This is a genomic window from Collinsella aerofaciens (assembly GCF_040915545.1).
In the GTDB taxonomy this organism is placed as follows: Bacteria; Actinomycetota; Coriobacteriia; order Coriobacteriales; family Coriobacteriaceae; genus Collinsella; species Collinsella aerofaciens_BE.
The window spans coordinates 29,080-45,594 of sequence record NZ_JBCPDH010000017.1 but is presented as its reverse complement, the minus strand read 5'-3'; the positions used below and the strand labels follow the sequence as shown (position 1 = coordinate 45,594).

At 63.3% G+C, this 16,515-nt stretch carries 11 protein-coding genes; 4 read left to right on the top strand and 7 right to left on the bottom strand.

The window, feature by feature from the left end:
• Window positions 1–228 precede the first annotated feature (228 nt).
• The 6 genes from nifJ to AB5202_RS06660 all read right to left on the bottom strand — a co-directional run bounded on the left by nifJ (window position 229) and on the right by AB5202_RS06660 (window position 9,114).
• A complete protein-coding gene (gene nifJ / locus AB5202_RS06685) occupies window positions 229–3,768 on the bottom strand; it encodes a pyruvate:ferredoxin (flavodoxin) oxidoreductase (protein ID WP_368143958.1) in 3,540 nt (1,179 codons plus the stop codon).
• A 481-nt stretch (window positions 3,769–4,249) separates the two neighbouring features.
• The gene (locus AB5202_RS06680; RefSeq protein ID WP_368143959.1) at window positions 4,250–5,188 is read right to left on the bottom strand and encodes an FHA domain-containing protein; all 939 of its coding nucleotides are present in this window, start codon (window positions 5,186–5,188) and stop codon (window positions 4,250–4,252) included.
• A gap of 3 nt (window positions 5,189–5,191) precedes the next feature.
• The gene (locus AB5202_RS06675) at window positions 5,192–7,036 is read right to left on the bottom strand and encodes a serine/threonine protein kinase (protein WP_368143960.1); all 1,845 of its coding nucleotides are present in this window, start codon (window positions 7,034–7,036) and stop codon (window positions 5,192–5,194) included.
• Entirely contained in the window at window positions 7,033–7,938 is a 906-nt protein-coding gene (locus tag AB5202_RS06670) for a hypothetical protein (protein ID WP_368143961.1), read from the bottom strand. The genes AB5202_RS06675 and AB5202_RS06670 overlap by 4 nt, the downstream gene beginning before the upstream one ends.
• Window positions 7,939–8,183: 245 nt before the next feature.
• Window positions 8,184–8,780, bottom strand: coding sequence for a recombination mediator RecR (recR, locus tag AB5202_RS06665; protein WP_006235173.1), 597 nt, complete (start codon window positions 8,778–8,780; stop codon window positions 8,184–8,186).
• A gap of 13 nt (window positions 8,781–8,793) precedes the next feature.
• Window positions 8,794–9,114, bottom strand: a complete 321-nt coding sequence (locus AB5202_RS06660; RefSeq protein ID WP_006235174.1) for a YbaB/EbfC family nucleoid-associated protein — start codon at window positions 9,112–9,114, stop codon at window positions 8,794–8,796.
• Window positions 9,115–9,454: 340 nt separating this feature from the next.
• On the opposite strand from AB5202_RS06660, the gene AB5202_RS06655 reads away from it, so the two are divergent.
• Entirely contained in the window at window positions 9,455–9,928 is a 474-nt protein-coding gene (locus AB5202_RS06655; RefSeq protein ID WP_368143963.1) for a hypothetical protein, read from the top strand.
• A gap of 21 nt (window positions 9,929–9,949) precedes the next feature.
• On the opposite strand, the gene dnaX is transcribed toward AB5202_RS06655, so the two are convergent.
• Window positions 9,950–12,433: a DNA polymerase III subunit gamma/tau gene (gene dnaX, locus AB5202_RS06650; protein WP_368143964.1), complete on the bottom strand. Its 2,484-nt coding sequence runs from the start codon at window positions 12,431–12,433 to the stop codon at window positions 9,950–9,952.
• A gap of 115 nt (window positions 12,434–12,548) precedes the next feature.
• Between dnaX and AB5202_RS06645 the strand changes: the two genes are divergently transcribed.
• The 3 genes from AB5202_RS06645 (at window position 12,549) to AB5202_RS06635 (ending at window position 16,512) form a co-directional block, all read left to right on the top strand.
• A complete protein-coding gene (locus tag AB5202_RS06645) occupies window positions 12,549–13,265 on the top strand; it encodes a hypothetical protein (RefSeq protein ID WP_368143966.1) in 717 nt (238 codons plus the stop codon).
• Between the two features lie 386 nt (window positions 13,266–13,651).
• Window positions 13,652–15,505 (top strand): serine/threonine-protein kinase, encoded by a 1,854-nt coding sequence (locus tag AB5202_RS06640; RefSeq protein ID WP_196033891.1) that lies wholly within the window; start codon window positions 13,652–13,654, stop codon window positions 15,503–15,505.
• The gene (locus AB5202_RS06635; protein WP_070097545.1) at window positions 15,502–16,512 is read left to right on the top strand and encodes an FhaA domain-containing protein; all 1,011 of its coding nucleotides are present in this window, start codon (window positions 15,502–15,504) and stop codon (window positions 16,510–16,512) included. Before AB5202_RS06640 ends, AB5202_RS06635 begins: the two co-directional genes overlap by 4 nt.
• Window positions 16,513–16,515 lie beyond the last annotated feature (3 nt).

Sequence of the window (16,515 nt, the reverse complement as noted above, 5' to 3'; positions counted from 1 at the left end):
AGATTCTAGGACGAAGGCCGTTCTTCGTTAAACGGGCGCTAGGGCGTCACCCTTACACCAACATTTTCGACGCGATCCAAGGACGTAGTCGTAGCAGGATCTGAGGGCTGACCTTCGCGGACACTCCGCAGGACGAAAGAACCCCCGCCGCACGTAGTGCGCAGCGGGGGTTCTTTCATGTCCGAGGACGTCCGCGAAGGTCAGCCCTCAGATCCTGCGGTGAGAGACCTAGGCCTCGTTGTACACCGCCTTGAGCTTCAGCAGGTGAGCATAGCGGTCCATAGCGGCCTGCTCGTTCTCCTTGAAGAGCTCCTCGGCGCGCTCGGGGAAGGAACGCGTCAGCGAAGCGTAACGGGCCTCGTTCATCAGGAACTCCTGATAACCGCCCGCGGGCTCCTTGGAATCGAGCGAGAACTTCTTGCCGGCAGCAGCCTCGGGGTTGAAGCGGAAGAGGTTCCAGTAACCGCACTCGACAGCCTTCTTCATCTCGGCCTGGCAGTTCTGCATGCCGCCCTTCTTGATGGAGTGCATCTCGCAGGGGCTGTAGCCGATGATGAGGGACGGGCCGTCGTAGGCCTCGGCCTCGTGGATGGCCTTGAGGGTCTGAGCCGGGTTGGCGCCCATGGCGACCTGCGCCACGTAGACGTAGCCGTAGCTCATGGCAATCTCGGCCAGGGACTTCTTCTTGGTCACCTTACCGGCAGCGGCGAACTGAGCGACCTGGCCCAGGTTCGAGGCCTTGGAGGCCTGACCACCGGTGTTGGAGTAAACCTCGGTGTCGAAGACGAAGACGTTAACGTTGTGGCCGGAAGCCAGGACGTGGTCCAGGCCACCGAAGCCGATGTCGTAGGCCCAACCGTCGCCGCCGAAGATCCAGAAGGACTTCTTGGTGAGGTAAGCCTTGTCGGCGAGGATCGCCTTGGAAGCGTCGCAGCCGCACTTCTCGAGCTCGGCAACGTAGGCAGCGGCAGCGGTCTTGGAAGCCTCGGCGTCGTTGACGGAGTCGATCCAAGCCTGGCCGGCAGCCTTGAGCTCATCGGACGGGCCATCGGCAGCGATGATGTCCTGGGTAGCGGCGATCAGCTTCTTCTGGACGGCCTCGTAACCGACGGCCATGCCCAGACCGTGCTCGGCATTGTCCTCGAACAGGGAGTTATTCCACGCCGGGCCGTGACCGTCCTTGTCCTTGCAGTAAGGAGCGGTGGCAGCGGGGTTGCCCCAAATGGAGGAGCAGCCGGTGGCGTTGGAGATGAACATGCGGTCGCCGGCAACCTGGGTCACCAGACGTGCATAGGCGGTCTCGGCGCAGCCGGCGCAGGAGCCGGAGAACTCCAGGTAGGGCTGCTTAAACTGGCTGCCCTTGACGTTGGCCGCGATGAGCTCCTTCTTCTCGGAGACGTTCTCGACCATATAGTCCCAAACGGGCTGCTGATCCATCTCCTGCTCGGTGGGAACCATCTCGAGGGCGCCCTTGGGGCAGACCTTGACGCAGTTGGTGCAGCCCATGCAGTCGAGCGGGGACACGGCCATGGTGAACTTCATGCCCTTGGCCTTGGGGCCCATGGCGTCGAGCGTGCGGGTAGCCTCGGGCGCGGCGGCAGCCTCGTCCTCGGTCATCGCGAACGGACGGATGGTGGCATGCGGGCACACATAGGCGCACTGGTTGCACTGGATGCACTTGGTCTCGTCCCAGTGAGGAACGACCACGGCGACGCCGCGCTTCTCGTATGCGGAGGCGCCCAGCTCAAACTGGCCGTCGGCACAATCGACGAAGGCGGAAACGGGCAGGCTGTCGCCATCCATGCGATCGATGGGCTCGAGCAGGTTCTTGACCTGCTGGGCGATGGCGGACTTGGTCTCCTCGGAGAGCTCGACGGGAGCGGCGTCCTCGGCGGTAGCCCAGTCGGCCGGAACCTCGAACTTACGGAAGGCGGTAGCGCCGGCATCGATGGCCTTGTGGTTGGCGTCGACGATGGCCTGGCCCTTCTTCATGTAGGACTTGGTGGCCGCGTCCTTCATGTACTGCAGGGCGTCCTCGGCGGGCAGAACCTTGGCCAGCGCGAAGAAGGCGGACTGAAGCACCGTGTTGGTGCGCTTGCCCATGCCGACCTTGGCGGCCAGGTCGATAGCGTCGATCAGGTAGACGTTGACGTTGTTGTTCGCGATATAGCGCTTGGCCACGGCGGGCATGTGCTCGGCGAACTCCTCGTCGCTCCACTGGCAGTTGACCAGGAAGGTGCCGCCCGGCTTGACGTCGCGGACCATCTTGAAGCCCTTGACGATGTAGCTGGGGTTGTGGCAGGCGACAAAGTCGGCCTTGGTCACGTAGTACGGCGAGCGAATCGGGGAATCACCAAAGCGCAGGTGCGAGACGGTGACTCCGCCGGTCTTCTTGGAGTCGTACTGGAAGTAGGCCTGGACGTACTTGTCGGTGTGGTCGCCGATAATCTTGATCGAGTTCTTGTTGGCGCCGACGGTACCGTCGCCACCCAGACCCCAGAACTTGCACTCGATGGTGCCGGGGGCTGCGGTGTTGGGCGCATCCTCGGCCTCGGGCAGGCTCAGGTTGGTCACGTCATCGACGATGCCGATGGTGAACTCGCGCTTGGGCTCGTCCTTCTTGAGCTCCTCGAAGACAGCGAACGCGGACGCGGGAGGCGTGTCCTTGCTGCCCAGGCCGTAACGGCCGCCGACGACCTTGATGCCCGTCTTGCCGGCCTCGTAGAGAGCGGAGACAACGTCCTGGTAGAGCGGCTCGCCGATGGAACCCGGCTCCTTGGTGCGGTCCATGACGGCAATCTTCTTGACGGTCTCGGGGAGAACGTCGACGAAGTGCTTGATGGAGAACGGACGGAACAGGCGAACCTTGACCAGGCCGACCTTCTCGCCGTGAGCGTTGAGGTAGTCGATGACTTCCTCGAGCACGTCGCAGAAGGAGCCCATGCACACGACGACACGATCGGCATCGGGAGCGCCGTAGTAGTTGAACAGGCCGTAATCGGTGCCGAGCTTCTCGTTGATCTTCTTCATGTAGCCCTCGACGACGGCGGGAAGCTCGTCGTAGACCTTGTTGCAGGCCTCGCGGTTCTGGAAGAAGATGTCGCCGTTCTCGTGGCTACCGCGGGTATGCGGGTGCTCAGGGTTGAGCGCGTGATCGCGGAAAGCCTGGACAGCGTCCATGTCGCACATCTCGGCCAGATCCTTGTAGTCCCACATGGCGACCTTCTGGATCTCGTGGCTGGTGCGGAAACCGTCGAAGAAGTTAAGGAACGGGGTCTTACCCTCGATGGCGGCAAGGTGAGCCACCGGCGAGAGGTCCATGACCTCCTGGACGTTGCCCTCGGCGAGCATGGCGAAACCGGTCTGGCGACAGGCCATGACGTCGGAGTGATCACCGAAGATGTTCAGGGCGTGCGAAGCGACGCAACGCGCGGAGACGTGGAAAACGCCCGGGAGCTGCTCGCCTGCGATCTTGTACATGTTCGGGATCATCAGGAGCAGACCCTGAGAAGCCGTGTAGGTGGTGGTCAGAGCACCGGCACCCAGCGAACCGTGAACGGTACCGGCTGCACCTGCCTCGGACTCCATCTCGACGACCTTGACCGGGGTGCCGAAGATGTTCTTGCGACCCTGGGCCGCCCACTGGTCGACATGGTCGGCCATCGGGCTGGACGGCGTAATGGGATAAATTCCCGCTACCTCGGTGTACGCATACGAAACATATGCGGCCGCCTCGTTGCCGTCCATAGACTTAAACTTACGCGCCATATACCCCTCTCCTCTCATATAGGTATACAGGCCCCGGCGATCGCCGGGATATTGGCGTGATGGGATTTTCGTTGTTGCTTCCAATCATCTGGCAGGCGGACTCAGCAGCAGGTACATGGCGTGGAGAGAAGGCATGCCGAGGCAAGGAGGGCTGCACGCGCTCCACAGGCCCAGCTACCCGTCTTGCACATGACCGAGCGCCGCAAAGGCCGCATGTCGGATGCTCCCGGGCACGCCCCGGCGATGGGAAGCGCCCGCAACGGAAATCCGCATGCGGGTTTATTGTACCCCGCCGTCAGGCCATATTTCGGCAAATATAGGTGGCCGGTAAAGGTTTACCTCGGGTGACTATTGTGCGCCCGGCACCGACGGGCACAGTCCCCTGGAACCCCACAGCAGTTGCGGTGAAATAGGGAGTGTTTTTGCTGTTAACGGCCTTAATCAGTCCCTATTTCACCGCAACTCATTGGGGGGGGATGAGCTAGAGGGCGCCGAGGAGGATGGCGTAGGTGGTGGATTCGCCGAGTTTGAGCTCGTCACCGGGGCTGAGCCGGGCGGAGCGGCCGGGCTCTACTTGAATACACACGCTCGTGGCCCCGTTTACCACCACGGTGCCGTTCGTGGACGACAGGTCCTCGACAAACCATGTGCCAGAATCGTCGCACCAGATATGGGCATGGCGGGCCGAGACGTCGTCACCGACGTCGGTGATGTCGCCCTCCCCCGTTGCCAGGGCGCCGATCTCGACACCTTCCTCACTCGGCTGAATCCAGCGCGGGGCGCTCACCACGTAGCCGTTTTGCACGCGCAGCAGTCCCAGCGGATGCGCCGGCGCGACCTCGTGCTCGCCCGCGACCGAAGATGTGCTCAGCGAGCGCGGCGTCGACGTGGCGCCGCCACAGGTCGCATGAGCGTAGTCGATGGCATAGTTCACCGAGGACCGCACATCCGCCGAACAGCCGACGGCGACAAACAGCACCAGCACGGCCTCGGCGCGCTCGGCAGGCATGAGTTCTGCCGCCTGGGACAGGCGATCGAGCGCGTTGCGATAGAGATTCGTGTCCTGGTGGCACTCTTCGAGTGCGCGTACCATCGGTTCACCTGCAGGACCGCACACCATATTGATCACAGCCGTGGAGTCCATGGGATTTCGCTGGCGCAGGGCCAGTTGCGACATAATACGCGCAGCCGAGGTACCGTATTCGGCAAAGTAGCGCTGCTGAAGCGTGCCGACCGGCGCGCGAACGATAAAGCGGGAAACCCAAGAGCGATCGGCGGCCCGGCTCTGCGGGCTGCGGCCGTCGGCGAGCGGACGGGACGAAAGCACCAAGCCGCACAGCTCGATATGGCTCAGATGCGCCGCGCGCTTAAAGATGTCAAACATGGCCCCGCATGGGGTGAGCTCAACTTGAGATGCCATGACCTAGGCCTCCTTGGTCGTAGAAATAGAATCGGACGATACCTCGACAGGTCTGCCAAAAGTACGGGCAGCTGCGGCTCCACCGGCAAGCGGAGTCGCCATCTGGGCTTTTGTGCGTCGCGGTGCCGAAACGGGGAGTTCAAAGGCAAAGCCCATCGCAAGCAAAAACCACGTAAGCGCATAGGTTGCAACCAGGGCGGCAATAAGGCCGCCCATCACGGCGCGTTGGGAAAATACGCTACATGCAGCCACAACCAGCACCGGAACCTCGCAGGCAGAAAGCGCAAGCACACCCTGCAGGAGCCCCGAGCGCCGATCGCGCGCAAGTGCCCCCGCGGCAACGCCGGCTATGCCTGGCAGCGCCAACGCCAGTGCGGCAATAATACCCGGTAGCGACCCAGACCACACGAGCGATCCCAAAGTCGCTGTCACGCGAGCGCCCGACGCCAGCAGCGCGGCCGAAACCACGACCACAGCCCAAACCACGCCACAGACGACCGTCGCGCCGACCATCAGCGCGCGACGAACCGCGCGGCCAGACGCATCCATGGGGCACGGCGTGAGCGGCTCGCCGCGGAGCGAACGACCGACATTTTGCGTATAGTGGTCACAAAACGCCGAGAGCGCCGCCTCGACCGCCGCCGGCTCGGGACGATCTTTTTGATGGCTGGACAGACAGGCCATCACCACGTCGAACAGCTGGGCATCGACAAACGCCAGCGCATCGCGTAGCTCTTCGGAATCCGGCTCAAGCCCTAGCTGCTGGGCCTGCTCGGCCGCGGCGAGCGCCACATCGGGCTCACGACGAAGCAGCTGAGTCAAATTGCAACCGGGCGCATGGGCACCAATGGGATAGTCGGGCCGCGTGTCCATCTTGAGACGATAGGGGCTGGCGATGTCGCGCGTCTTTTTGCGCGAGCCCGAGGTGCCCGAAGTGCCCGGCGCGGCTTCGTATGGCGCGACGCCGGCAATGAGCTCGTAAACCGTGCTTGCCGCGGCATAGACGTCGATCGCCGGCGACATACGCAAAGCGCGCAGGTCGGGAATATCGTCGGTGAGCATCTCGGGCGGGGCATAGGCAACCGTCGCGCGACGCAGCGTGGCATAACGCTCCGTAAACGACGCCTTGCCGCCGGTACCGGCCACGGCCGACGCAGGCTCAAGCGCCAGCGACGAGCCAAAGTCGATCAGGCACAGGTCAAAGGTGCCCTCGGCAAGCTGCCGGTCAAGCGGCAGGCGCGCCGTGCGCACCATAATATTAGCGGGCGAGATATCGCGATGGACAAAGCCCTCGCCCACCAGGCTCATACGGCAGAGCAGATCGAACAGGTCGCGACCCAGACGCGCCGCCACAAGCGGCGACAGGCGTCCGGCATCGTCCACGGCGAGTCGCGAACGCAAGCGGGCAAGCGTCTCGCCCTCGACCCATTCCATGACAATTGCAGGCACACCATCGACCTCGCCCCAGCCATAGAGACGGGGAAAGCCCTTAAGGCCCGAAAGGGCGCGATGGCATTCGTATTCCTCGCGAAACGCCGCCTTGAACTTGGCGACCAGCGCCTCGTGAGCGGCATCGTCGTCGAACTCATCGCGCGCCGGCAAGATGAGCTGCTTGAGCGCCACGGCCTCGCCTTGGGCGTTGACGGCACGCGTCACGCGGCCGATACCGCCACGGCGCATGGTGGCATCGTCGGCAAACAGCATCGTGAAACGACGCAGATAGGCAGGCAGTTCGTCCTGACCGAGCGCAATAGCCGGCTCAAACCCGTCGACACGCGCCAGGCGCAGGCCGACCATGGGATCGCGACCGAGCGATTGTGGTGTGGTGGATGCAAGATCGGTCATCATAGGGCAAGCGCCGCCACGTTATTGTTGAAGTTACCGAGCGCGACGTCATCATCGCCGTAATGGCCGACCCATTGACATAGGTTGGTGTAACAGCCCCACAGATTGGCATACTGCTGATACCACTTTGACCGGGGCGAAAATGTCTGACGACCGAACTCGGCTCGAATGACAAACATCTCCCCGACCAGGCTGTCGCACGGTCTGGGATCTCCCGTAGAGTTATAGGTCGAGACCACGTCATTGGCACGAGAAACATAGCCGTCGAGCATGTTGTACTTGGTCACAAGCCAACTGTGAATGCTCTCTTCCTCAGCAGCGGAAAGGCCACCGGAGTTTGCATCGTTGTCAGTGTTGCCGCCCGTCGAGCCGCCGTTTCCAGACCCTCCGGTAGAGGAACCCGCCCCAGAGCCGCCGCCCGAACTCGATGAATCCGAGCCGGAGCCAGGAGTATCCGAGCTACCGGGCTTTCCGGACTGCTGGGCGTCCTGCTCCTTCTGCTGCTCGACCTTATTCACCGTTGCCGCCACGCTATTGTTGGACAACCGATCGATGATCTTGGTGTTGGTGAGCACGATGGTTTTGCCATTGGCAAGCGTGACTTCGTTGTCCGGGGCCTCGGCGCCGTCCGCATCGTCGGTGCCAAACACAATATGCGCGACCACACTTGCCCAAGCATATCCAGTCGTGGTACCCAGGTCACTTTTGACCTCATGCCCCACGCGCGGTTCGCGTGCGGCATGCGCCTGCATCATGGACGGCACGGTCATGCCATAGGCAGAAACGCCAGCTATGACCAGCACCAGCGAGCACGATAGCAGTGCGTACGCCCGCGGCGCCAAGCCCAGTCGGCGTCGCATGCGCACCGCGGCGCCGCGCTTTGTCTGAGTGCCACCGGGCCGCATGCGTTCTCCTCCAAGAAAAACACGCCGCTCAGAAGCGGCGCATTCATTCAAATCCATATTTGAGTGTATCAGCGAACCCAAAAGGTTGCGCAACGAATGGGCAAATTAAGGATGCGAGCGGAAGCATCCATGCGATAAGCGGATACGAAGCATCTTTGTTGCACAACAAACCCACAGTCGCTCGGGGAAATTATGACTACCCCGTGCGTCGTGAGGAAAACATACGGCAGGAGCAGGCTCGCCACCTAAATCGCGCGACGGGCCTCGATGGCGCGGCCAAGCGTAAGCTCGTCGGCATACTCCAGGTCGCCGCCCACGGGCAGGCCGCTCGCCAGACGCGACACCTCGACGCCCAGCGGCTTGATAGTGCGGGCCAGGTAGCTCGCCGTGGTCTCGCCCTCGATGTTGGGGTTGGTGGCGATGATGACCTCATGGATATCCTCGTGGCCCAGACGCGCCAGCAGCTCGCGGATGTGCAACTGCTCGGGGCCAATCTTGTCCATGGGGCTGATCACGCCGCCCAATACGTGGTAGAGACCGTGGTAGCTGCCCGTGCGCTCGATCGCCTGGACGTCGCGCGGCTCGCCCACCACGCAAATGCGAGTGGTATCGCGCATCGGGTCCTGGCAGATGGAGCACTCGTCGGCCGTGGCGTAGTTAAAGCAGCGGCTGCAAAAGTGGACCTCCTGCTTGACCTCCAGGATGGCCTCGGCCAGGCGGCGGGCCTCCTCGGCATCGGCCTCGAGCAGGTAATAGGCGATGCGCTGGGCCGACTTGGGACCAATGCCCGGCAGACGGCCCAGCTCATCGAGCAGTTTTTGCAGACTGTGATTCGCACTCATATATATGTGTGTCTTAGAACGGCATGCCCGGGATGTTGAGGCCGCCGGTGATGGCGCCCATCTGCTTGTTGGCGAGCTCGTTGACGCCGCGGACGGCCTCGTTGACGGCAGCCATGATCATATCCTGCAGCATATCGACGTCCTCGGGATCGAGGGCATCGGGATCGATGGTGAGGTTGACGAGCTCCATCTCGCCGTTAACGGTCACCTTGACCATGCCGCCGCCGGCAGAGGCGTCGACGGTCTGGGACTTGAGGTTCTCCTGCGCGGCGGCAAGCTGTTCCTGCATCTTGCGAGCCTGCTTCATCATCTGCTGCATGTTCATACCGGCCATGATGGCTCCTTTACGTGCGGCCGCACGCCGAGCTGCAAGGGCAGCCGGAGCACGGCGGGACTTTCAAACTCAAAAATCGTACCACGGCGCGCGGCCAGCGAGCGGGGCGGACGTGTTCCCTCAGTCGATATACATGTCCTGGAGTGCAAGCCGCACCCAAAGATTATGCAAAGTTGAATAATTCGCATCTGCATAATATTGAAAGCTAAATCTTGTAGAGCCGGAATCCGACATTTTATGCGTCCCACTAAATGGCTAAATGCCGAGCCACTACTCGAGGCGGCGCACATGGCAGCAGGGTATAATTTGATTGCCATAGATAGCAATTTGGAGGTGCCCCATGAATGCCCCCGACGCGCTCCAAAACATCCGCTCAAAACACCCCGTCGCATATGTGGTTCTCTATCTCTTTGTCGGCTGGGCATTGCTGGTTGTCATCACCCATGCTATAGCCTTTGGAGCAGAACTGCTGATAGCCAACTCGGACCAGCCCACCGTCAAATGGGAAGCGACCGATGAGTGCACCGATGGAACCCGAACCATTTACTACAACAGCCCGTCCCTCTACCAAGAGTTCAAGGTCAAGATAAAGGACTCCAAGATTGTCAATGCCGAACCAGGCGCTTTCTTGACAATCGGAGCAACCCTCAACGCCGAGCAAGTCGAGAACACGGACAGCTATGCGGCGTATCGTATCGACCTCAGCATCCTAGGCCGACCGTCGCGTACCTGCCTGCTCGAATGCGAGATACGCGGCACCACACTACACATGTCCGAAATACAAATGCGCCCGGGCAAGGGGTTCTCTTCTTGAGCAGTATACCCGCCCGTACGGCTACTCCACCGGTTTGAAGATGGTGGCCTGACCGAAGACGCTGCGGATGAGGTCTTTGGCCTCGTCCTCGGTCTGCGGGATGCTCGGGGCTGCGCCCTGGTGGCCGAAGGGGCTGCCGGCGCCGGGGTTGGACTCCCAGGGAGCTGCAGGAGCGTCCTCCTCTTTGGGGGCAGCTACAGCGGACTTGGGCGCGGGCGTCGCACCCGGCACGTCGAACGGAGGCAGATCGTCCCCGCTCGCATCGCCAGCGAAGCCGCCGACTATAGCGTCGTCGTAGGGCACCTGTTCGGATTCCCACGGCGCGGACTGCGCGACAGGCTGGGCCTTGGGGGCAGCCGAGCGCTCGGGCACGCGGGGCGCGGGCTCGGTCGGGAGCTTGCCCGTGGCAGGAGCGCCGGCAGGGTTGTCGGAGCGCAGCCAAGGGGCCTTAGCCAGGTCGGATGACTTGGGCGCAGGCGCGGCAGCGGGCTTGGGCGCGGGAGCCGGAGCAGCCGGTTTGGGCGCCGCGGGCTTAGGCGCCGACAGGGTCGGTGCCGCTACCGGTGCCGCTTTTGGCTGCGTCGCGCTGGCGCTCGAGGATACAGGGGCCGCCGAGGACACGGGTTGCGGGTCCGCAGATGCCGCAGCCCGTGCAGATGGAGAATGCTCCTCATGTTGAGGAGCCGGCGTGCCACCCCCATCCAGGACATAGTCGACGGTACGACGACCGAAGACTGCGCAGACCGTCGGCAGGACCACCGATTGCGTGTCAGCGCGGCCGAGCATCTTGATGGCAAAGGTCGAGCCCGCAGGGAACGAGACGGTGAGCTTGGAGCCGTCGTCGGCCGTGGCGCGGGCGTTGAGCAAAAGCCCCGCGTAGGAAGCCTGACGCGCCTTGACGCGCTCGACAACCTCGACCCATTTGCGCTGGAGCTCACCGGCGTCCTCAACCGCGGGGGTCTCGGCAGCACCGGCGGCGGCAACCTGGGCGGCATTGTTGGACTGGGGCTTAGGTGCCGGAGCGGTGGCAGGCGCGGGGGCCGCAACGGGCTGAGGCGTCGGAGCCGGCGCAGGCTGAGGCGCAGGCGCCGCAGGCTTGGAAGCTGACACGGACGCAGAACGGGGCACAGGCTGAGCCGCCGGAGCGGCAGTACCACGGTCCCAAGGCATACCGCCCTGGCGCGCGGACGTAGCAGCGGGGGCAGCGGATGCCGCCGGAGCGGCAGCACGGGCGCCCGAAATTAGCGTCGGCTGTTGGGCAGCAGCGGGTACGGATGCTACAGGCGCGGCGGCCTGAGCAGCAGCCACGCTCGCCGGCACGGCGCCGTTGGCAACCATGGCCTCCAGACGCGCCACGCGCTCGGCCAATGCCTCAATCGTTAAATCAGCCTCGGGACGTGCCAGACGCGTGCAGGCAATCTCGAGCACCAGGCGCACGTCACTCGCGCCCCTCATCTCCAGTGCGGCATCGTCGAGCACTGTCAGCACACGGGCCAGGCGGTCGGCAGGATGCTCGCCAAAGGCAGCGGCCTCGGCAGCAAGCGCCTCGGCCTGCTCGGAGCCGCCCTCAAACAGCTCGGCACGGGCACCGGCAACGCAGGCAACGTACACGTCACGCACATGCGCCACTAGGTCGCGCGTCAGCTCCAGCAGGTCGTTTCCTTCCTCGACCTGCGCACGGATCAGTCCATAGAGCTCGGCAACATCGCGATCGGCAATGGCGCGGGAAAACTCGCCCAGAATCTGGTCCGAAACCTCGCCTAAAAGCGAGCGGGCGTCGTCCGCATGCACAGAACCGTTGCCAAAGACGCTCAGCTGCTCCAGCGTGGACAACGCGTCGCGCATGCCGCCCTTGGCATGGCGCGCCACGATAGCCAGCGCCTCGTCGTCGTAATCGAAGCCCTCCTGCTCGCACACGTATGCCAGGCGATGCTCAATATCCTCGTTGCCGATGCGATGGAAATCGAAACGCTGGCAGCGCGAGAGGATGGTCTCCAGAATCTTTTGCGGGTCGGTGGTGCACAGCACAAAGATCACGTGCGCCGGCGGCTCCTCAAGCGTCTTGAGCAGCGCGTTGAACGCCGCCGTCGTGAGCATGTGGACCTCGTCGATGATATAAATTTTGTACTTGCCGCGCACCGGGGCAAAGTTGACGGAGTTGATAATTTCCTCGCGCACATTGTCCACGCCCGTGCGGGAGGCGGCATCGAGCTCGTAAACATCGGGGTGGTTACCCTCGGCAATGAGCTCGCACTCCTCGCAAGTACCGTCGGGCATGCAGCCGCTTGCACCCTCGGCGCGCGCCGCCTCGGCATTGCGGCACAGCAGCGCCTTGGCCAGAATGCGCGCCATGGTGGTCTTGCCCGTGCCGCGCGGTCCGCAGAACAGGTAGGCGTGGGACAGGCGCCCCTCGGTGATGGCGTGCTCGAGCGTCGAGACGATATGCTGCTGGCCCACCACGGAGTCAAAGGTGAGCGGGCGATACTTTCGGTACAACGATTCCATGGGTGCTCCCCCGGGTATACTGAGTCTTGTTGCCGCGGCGGCCATGCGGTCGCACGGCATACTGCATTCATAATAACCCGTACGGCGAGCCCGCCGCGATAGGAGTCCAAAGAGCATGGCAGACGCAGAAAGCAACCTCGTTCCCTCCGAAGCAGCCGACCAGGTCGAGGTCGCGCTCGAGGAGCAGGCCGCAGCCGACGACGGCATCCTGTACCTCAACGAGTACCAGTACGAAAACGACCTGGTCACCGACTTCGCCCGCCTGGTCGCCTCGCCCAGGCGTCGCGGCTCGCTGTATGTCGCCGCCGCGATTGCCGCGCTCATCGGCATCGGCATGCTGGTGGCCGGCGGCAACTGGATCAAGTTTGGCGTCGTCTTGATCGTATTCGGCGCCTTTTTGGCCTGGTGGAGCAAAAACCTGCACCACACCCTCGCCCGCGACTTTATCGACGCCGTCGAGGCCGACGAGTCCATGGGTGGCCGTTATCGCCGCGTCGCCGCCAACGAGGACGGCCTGATGGTTTGGGGCAAGAGCGGCAAGTCGCAGTTCTTCCCGTTTGAAAAGCTCGACCACGTGCTCGACGGCGAGCGCATCTTTGTGGCCATGTTCGCCGACCAGGGCGTGACGATCCCTAAGGACACCTTTGTTCACGGCGATGCCGAGCAGTTTGGCACCTTCCTTAAGGCACGCATCAACAAAAAACTCCGCATCGAGACCAAACGCAAGAAGATGAAGGCAGAAAAGGCCGCCGCCGAAGCCAAACAGGGCGACAAGCCCCAGGAGACCAAGGGCAAGCAGCGCAAGCAGAAGAAGAACAAGAAGAAGCGCTAACCCGAGCCGGGGTCCAAACTCCGGCCGCCTGCTTAGGCGTAACTTAGATTGACAGCGGAAACCGCATCCCGTTTTGGCGCTCCAAAGTGGGATGCGGTTTCCTTTTGAGCGCCCATCCGGAAAGCGCATCCCGCTCTACGCCAATATTCTGGGACGCAGTTTCCGCAGACCACCCCATTCGGAAAGTGCATCCCTTAATTTGGTCGCAAAGTGGGGTGCGCTTTCCGAGCGAGCCAAAACAGAGCCAAGCCAGACAGGCAACCTCGCATCCCGCTATCCTCCCCATGCACCCGAGCGTGCTACACTAGCAGCATCTATGCCACCGCGAACGGCTCGGCTCCGCGCCCGCCACTCGCAAACGAACTTTAAACGCACGAGGGTTGGCCATGCCGCTTTTCTCGCAACATACCGCCCGGTTCTCGCCGGACGTTCCTCTGGAGGGCACCAGCTCTCGCGAGCTGCTTAAGCGGTACCAGCCGCTCGAGACACTTGCGACCGGCGGTTTTGGCTCCATCGAGATCTGCCGCGACACGCATCTGCGCCGCCGCGTCGCCATTAAGCGCATCCCCCTTATCAACGGTGCCGGCATGCCCGCCAGCGACATCATGGATGTCCTGCGCGAGGCGCACACTGCCGCTATGCTTCAACATCCCAACATCGTGCAGGTCATCGACTTTACGCACGACACAGCCTATGCCTACCTGGTTATGGAATATGTCGATGGCATGTCGCTGGCCGAGTTTTTGCACCGCGTGGACGGCCACTCACTTACCTTTGACGAGGCCGCGGCCATTGCCGATGCCCTGGGCCAGGCGCTCACCTTCGCTCATAGTAATGGCGTACTCCACCTGGACATTAAGCCCGCCAACGTGCTCATCGACCACTCGGGCAATGTAAAGCTCACCGACTTTGGCATGGCGCGACTGTCGTCCGCCGGTGGCTTTGGCGGCTCACGCGGCGGCACCATCGGCTACATGCCGCCCGAGCAGCTCGATATCGAGACCGGCACGGTCGACGAGCGCGCCGATGTCTTTGCCCTCGCCTGTGTGATCTACGAGGGCCTGTGCGGCAGCGCTCCCTTTATGGCGGCCACGCCCGCCGACTCGCTCGACCGCATCATCGGCGGCGCCACCTATCCCAGCGAGCTGATACCACACTTTCCCCCGGGAGCCGAGGCCGCGCTCATGAGCGCGCTCTCCCCCATGCCGCAGGACCGCCCCAACAGCATCGAGGCATTTTGCGACCAGCTCCTTGCCGGTCTGGGCAGCGTGCGCGAGGGCCGTCGCAGCCTGGAGCAAATGGTTGGCGAGCTTTCGGATGACGAGCAGGAACTCGACGATATCGAGCCGTCGCACTACGAGGACGACGCCATCGAGGTCGACCCCGCACTCGGCTGGGCGGGCACGCGCTGGAGCCATGCGCGCGACTACACCATGCGCACTATCTCGGCGCTAACGTGCGGCACCTTTAGCTTTTTACTGATGCAAACGGCCGGGGTCGCGGCGCTTCCCGGCCTGGTCATTGCGGCCATCGCGATCGGAGCGGCGGCTGGCCTGGCCCCCCAGATTGGCTCGGCCATCTCGGCTGTGGGCTTTTTGGTGCTCATGGCCAACGCCACCATGCAGGCACAAGGCATCCTGTCGATGCTGCCCGTCGCGGTGATCTTTGCCGCCGCCATGTCCGGTTGGTGGATCGCCTGGGGTCGCACCGAGACTGCCGCGAGCGCCACGCTCACCTGTGCACTCGCGCTTGGCTGTCTGACCGGCAATACCTTCCTGGCAGCTGGGGTCGCCGCCGGCGTCGCGTCATTTTGGCTCGGCCCGGCAAGCGCCGCCGCGGCAACGGGCATGGGCGCGCTTTTTGCCCGTCTGGCCACGGTCGCGCTTTCAGCCGGAGGCGTGCTGGGGCTCGGTAACGTTGCCGCAGCGCTGGGAGACCCGCTCCTTTGGGCTGCCTTTGTGCTGGTCGCGGCAACTGCCGCAGCGTCATCCGCGCTGCTCAATGCCCATGCCAAGCGTGCCGATCAGGGCTCAAACCTTGCCGCAATCGCCGCCATCGCTGTCACCGGCATCGGCTGCGCAGCGGCGTCCTGTCTTGCACACCATATGGAAATTGCCAGCCTTGCAGCCGCGGTCGTCGCCAAGGCGGCGGTTGCGGGAACCCTATCCTCTATAATCGTTGGGATATGCCTATATTTGCTCGGATACCAAAGAACCTATACGGAGAGTGATCTTTCGTGAACTTCCTGAACATCTTCGAGGACCACGTGGCCGGCATCTTCGGTGCCACCCGTGCCCCGTTCTCCTTTAAGAAGCTTGCCAAGCAGGCCGCTCGCGACATGGAGGATCAGACTCTGGTGATTAACGGCGTCAACACGGCGCCGGCACTCTATACCATCCTTATCGCCGCCGACGACGATCCCATGCTCGCCCCGTTCTACCCCGAGCTTTCGCGCGAGGTCCGCGAGTTTGTGAAGGCGCAGGCCGAAAAGCGCCGCTATGTCTTTGTCGGCGAGCCCCTCGTGCGCTTTATGATCGATCCGCAGCTGCGCGCCGGCAAGTTCTCGGTCTTTGCCGAGAACGTCGATGCCCCCACGCTCGGCCGCCTGTACGAAGAAGAGCGCGCCTATCAAAACGGCCTGGGCCAGAACAACTCCGCGGCAAGCCGTGCCGCCAGCGCCCCGCGCGCCGGCCAGCAGCAGTTTGCTGCCCCGCAGCAGCAGCGCCCCGCCGCCATGCCCCAGCAGCAGCCGACGCCTCGCGCCGCCGCTCCCGACCCGCTTGCCGTGGCAGATCCCTTCGCGCCTAGCGTCCCCGACCCCGCCGCTCCTATCCCGGTGCCGCAGACCGTCTCGCGCGACGCGCTTGCCGGCATGGGCGGAGCCGCCGCGACCGGTGCCGCCGTGGGCCTAGGTGCCGCAGCCGGCATCGCCTCCAACATGGCGAGCACTCGTGCCCCGCAGCGCCCGCTCGCCCAGCTCGTCGACGTCGTGAGCGGCGAGAGCCATAGCATCACCTCCGCACAGGTGACCATCGGTCGCGAGCGCTCAGTTTCCGACATTGCCCTGCGCGACCCCAACGTGTCGCGCCGCCACGCCCAGCTCACCTTTACGGGCTCGGATTGGTCGATCGAGGACCTCAATTCCACCAACGGCACGCTCGTCAACAACCGCCGCATTACGCGCTGCCCGCTGCGCAACGGCGATCTGCTGACGTTTGGCCTGAGCACCTTTGAATTTAGGGGATAGTCG

Coding starts and splice junctions, on each gene's coding strand:
- nifJ (WP_368143958.1), bottom strand. CDS start 3,768: ATGGCGCGTAAGTTTAAGTCTATGGACGGCAACGAGGCGGCCGCATAT.
- AB5202_RS06680 (WP_368143959.1), bottom strand. CDS start 5,188: ATGGCATCTCAAGTTGAGCTCACCCCATGCGGGGCCATGTTTGACATC.
- AB5202_RS06675 (WP_368143960.1), bottom strand. CDS start 7,036: ATGATGACCGATCTTGCATCCACCACACCACAATCGCTCGGTCGCGAT.
- AB5202_RS06670 (WP_368143961.1), bottom strand. CDS start 7,938: ATGCGGCCCGGTGGCACTCAGACAAAGCGCGGCGCCGCGGTGCGCATG.
- recR (WP_006235173.1), bottom strand. CDS start 8,780: ATGAGTGCGAATCACAGTCTGCAAAAACTGCTCGATGAGCTGGGCCGT.
- AB5202_RS06660 (WP_006235174.1), bottom strand. CDS start 9,114: ATGGCCGGTATGAACATGCAGCAGATGATGAAGCAGGCTCGCAAGATG.
- AB5202_RS06655 (WP_368143963.1), top strand. CDS start 9,455: ATGAATGCCCCCGACGCGCTCCAAAACATCCGCTCAAAACACCCCGTC.
- dnaX (WP_368143964.1), bottom strand. CDS start 12,433: ATGGAATCGTTGTACCGAAAGTATCGCCCGCTCACCTTTGACTCCGTG.
- AB5202_RS06645 (WP_368143966.1), top strand. CDS start 12,549: ATGGCAGACGCAGAAAGCAACCTCGTTCCCTCCGAAGCAGCCGACCAG.
- AB5202_RS06640 (WP_196033891.1), top strand. CDS start 13,652: ATGCCGCTTTTCTCGCAACATACCGCCCGGTTCTCGCCGGACGTTCCT.